Source organism: Mesorhizobium sp. M7A.F.Ca.CA.002.05.1.1 (assembly GCF_003998335.1).
Lineage (GTDB): Bacteria > Pseudomonadota > Alphaproteobacteria > Rhizobiales > Rhizobiaceae > Mesorhizobium.
The window spans coordinates 1-3126 of the sequence record NZ_RZQI01000719.1; the positions used below are offsets into that span (position 1 = coordinate 1).

The window sequence follows — 3126 nt, forward strand, 5'->3', positions numbered from 1 at the left end:
CGCTCGGCACATGCAGCGTCTTGCCATTGGGGAACAGGCTGACCAGTTCCTGCCGGCTGATACCGGGCCAATGGCGCACATTGCCGATATCCATGTGGACGAACGGCGAACCGGATGACGGATAGTAGCCGACGCCGCCGCCCTGCATCTTGAGACCGATGTTGCGCAGCTTCTTAAGCGGCACGCCGGGAATATAGAAATCCATCGCCTTGCCGAGCATGTGCTGGCTCTTCTCGGCGACGCCCCTGCTGCGGCCGCGCAGCATCGAGTTCGTCGACGGCGAGCGATAGCCGCAGATGACCTGGATGTAGTCCGTGGCGCCGGCTTCCCGATACGCTTCCCAGACCAGATCCAGCAGGCGCGGATCCATCTTGGTCGGCTCGTTGCGACGCCAGTCGCGCAAAATGATGTTGATCTTCCTGAGACCCTCGGGAACGTAGCGGCCGTTGCGCTTGTAGACGATCTCGGCCTTCTCGTGGGTGTGGAGATGATAAAGCTTCAGCGACCGTGTTTCGGCGCTGGCTCCGCTCGCAGCCGCGGCAACAAAACCAAAAGCGACAACCAACACTGCCAGCCACTTCGGCCAGATGCTCAAATGATGGTGCCGCCTGTTTGTGTGTCGTTCGATTCTGTTCAAATCAAAAGGCCTTGCAGGCTGCCGTTTGTCCCCGGATTTGTCCAAACGGATGTGGCATTAGCACACCCGAATATCGATCCTAATGGTTAATCATCGCTTATTGAAGCCGAAATGCGGTAACACCGTGGCGATATCCCGTCAAAAATTGTTCACAAGGTTTCTTGGTAAACCGCTGGTTTAGATCAGATTTCCGCCTTCGGCCCGAACACGATCTGTTACCGTTAGCTTTAATGCGTGAACAGAGCTGTCCATGACACAGCCACAATGCCGCCGAAACGGCGATACAAGGCCTGCTGTGGCATTGCAAGCTGGCGTCGGCCTTGTGGCAAGCCGGATTCCGAAGCTCAGCCCGGCATCGCCCTTAGGAGGCGAGCCGGTCTACGCGGCCCGTCTCCGGATCGATGCCGTGTTCCTTGAGCTTGCGATAGAGCGTCGAGCGACCGATCCCGAGTCGGCGGGCGACTTCGCTCATCTGTCCGTTGTAGTGATCGATGGCAAGCTTGATCATCTCGAGTTCGACATCGGCCAGTGCCCGCACATTGCCGCGCTCGTCGAGCGCCCGCAACGTGCCGAAGCGAGGCTGCAGCCTTGCCGGCGGATCGAACGCGATTGCTGGGCCGCCCTCGCCGGGCAAGGCTTCGTCATCGCGCTCCTGCAAAGACTGGGAGGGCGCCGGCGCATCGCCGTCCATATCCAGGTTGACGGTGCCTTCCACTTGCGCCCGTATCTGCGGGAAGTCCTCGGCGGAAAGCACATCGCCTTCGCAAAGCACCGAGGCCCGGAAGACGGCATTTTCGAGCTGCCGGATGTTTCCAGGCCAGTCATAGGCCTGCAGCACGGCGAGCGCTGCCGCCGAAATACCCTGCAGGCGACGGTGCGGGTCGGCCGGCGCCACCTTCTCCATGAAATGGGTGACCAGATAGGGGATGTCGTCGCGGCGGTCGCGCAGCGGCGGCACGAAGATCGGGTAGACGTTCAGCCGATAGAACAGATCCTCGCGGAACTTGCCGTCCTTGACCTGCTGCAGGAGGTTGCGGTGCGTCGCCGAAATCAGCCTGATGTCGACCCTGACGGTCGAGCGCCCACCCACCGGATCGACCTCGCCGTCCTGGACCGCGCGTAACAGCTTGACTTGCACGTCGAGCGGCAGGTCGCCGATCTCGTCGAGGAACAGTGTGCCCGAATGCGCTTCGACGAACTTGCCCGTGTGCTTGTCGGTGGCGCCGGTGAACGAGCCCTTCTCATGGCCGAACAGGATCGATTCGACCAGATTGTCGGGGATGGCGCCGCAATTGACGGTGACGAAGGGTTTCGAGCGGCGGTCGCCACTGCCCTGGATGGCGCGCGCCACCAGTTCCTTGCCGACGCCGGACTCGCCCTCGATCAGGATCGGGATGTTGGATGCCGCCGCTTTCTGGCCAAGACGGATCACCCTGTCCATGGCCGGGCTGTGCGTAATCATGTCCTTGAAGGTCAGGAGGCCGCCGCGCCGGCGCGACGTGCGCTTGACCTCGCCCTCGACGGCCTCGACCTTGAGCGCATTGCCGATCGACGCCTGCAGCCTGTCGGGAGACGCCGGCTTGACGACGAAATCGAAGGCGCCATGACGCATCGCCGAAACCACGGTCTCGATGCCGCCCTGCGCGGTCTGCACGATGGCCGGCACGTTGATGTCGCGCTCGCGCATCGCCTTCAGCACGCCGATACCATCGAGACCGGGCATGACCAGATCGAGGATGACCACCGACACCTCGCGGGCGCCGGGTCCATCGAGGATATCGAAGGCGGCCGCGCCGCCGTCGACGACGATTGCGCTGTAGCCGAACCGCGTCACCGCCGCTTCGAGCAGCCGGCGTTGCACCGGATCGTCATCGACTATGAGTATGGAACCTGTCATGACTAATACGACTATGCCCGCCCGAGGAATCCTGCCCTGTGGACCATCTTGGCACAGGGTTCTAAATAAGGTTTCAAAAAACCCGGTGAATGAATTCCTTAGGATTTGACCGGCTTCTCGTTTCTCCTTGAACCTTGGCCACGGAAGGTGTCGGCAATGCATAAGGATTCTGGGCACATGGGTTCCGCACGGCGGCTGGCGGCGCCGGCGTCCGGTCAGGGCGCGGCCGAGCTGGGCGACCTGCCGGAATGGAACCTTGCCGACCTCTATGCCGGCATGGACGCGCCAGAACTGAAGCGCGACATCGCCAAGGCCGCCACTGACGCGGTCAGCTTCGAAAGCCGCTGGAAGGGCACGCTGGCCGCCGAGGCCGAGCGCGGCAGCGCCGGCAGGCTGGGCGAGGCGCTCGTCGCCTACGAAGCGCTGGAGGAACTGATCGGCCGCATCGTCTCCTATGCGGGTCTGGTTTATGCCGGAAACACCGCTGATCCCCAGCGCGCCAAGCTCTATGGTGACGTCCAGGAGAAGATGACCGACGCCAGCGCGCACCTTCTGTTCTTCGCGCTCGAACTCAACCTGATCGACGATGCGT

General features: G+C 62.2%; 2 protein-coding genes and 1 pseudogene. 1 reads left to right on the top strand and 2 read right to left on the bottom strand.

Annotation, left to right across the window (positions count from 1 at the left end; translation table 11 throughout):
• A partial coding sequence (locus EN939_RS27245; protein WP_127270837.1) for a DUF882 domain-containing protein occupies positions 1 to 595 on the bottom strand: 595 nt, incomplete at its 3' end.
• 403 nt (positions 596 to 998) lie between these two features.
• Positions 999 to 2534, bottom strand: coding sequence for a sigma-54-dependent transcriptional regulator (locus EN939_RS27250; RefSeq protein ID WP_127270839.1), 1536 nt, complete (start codon positions 2532 to 2534; stop codon positions 999 to 1001).
• Between the two features lie 177 nt (positions 2535 to 2711).
• Between EN939_RS27250 and EN939_RS27255 the strand changes: the two are divergent.
• Positions 2712 to 3126: pseudogene (locus EN939_RS27255) on the top strand (M3 family oligoendopeptidase); the annotation flags it as partial.

Bases quoted from the DNA above. Each gene is read 5' to 3' on its own strand.
- EN939_RS27250 (WP_127270839.1), bottom strand. From the start codon at position 2,534: ATGACAGGTTCCATACTCATAGTCGATGACGATCCGGTGCAACGCCGG.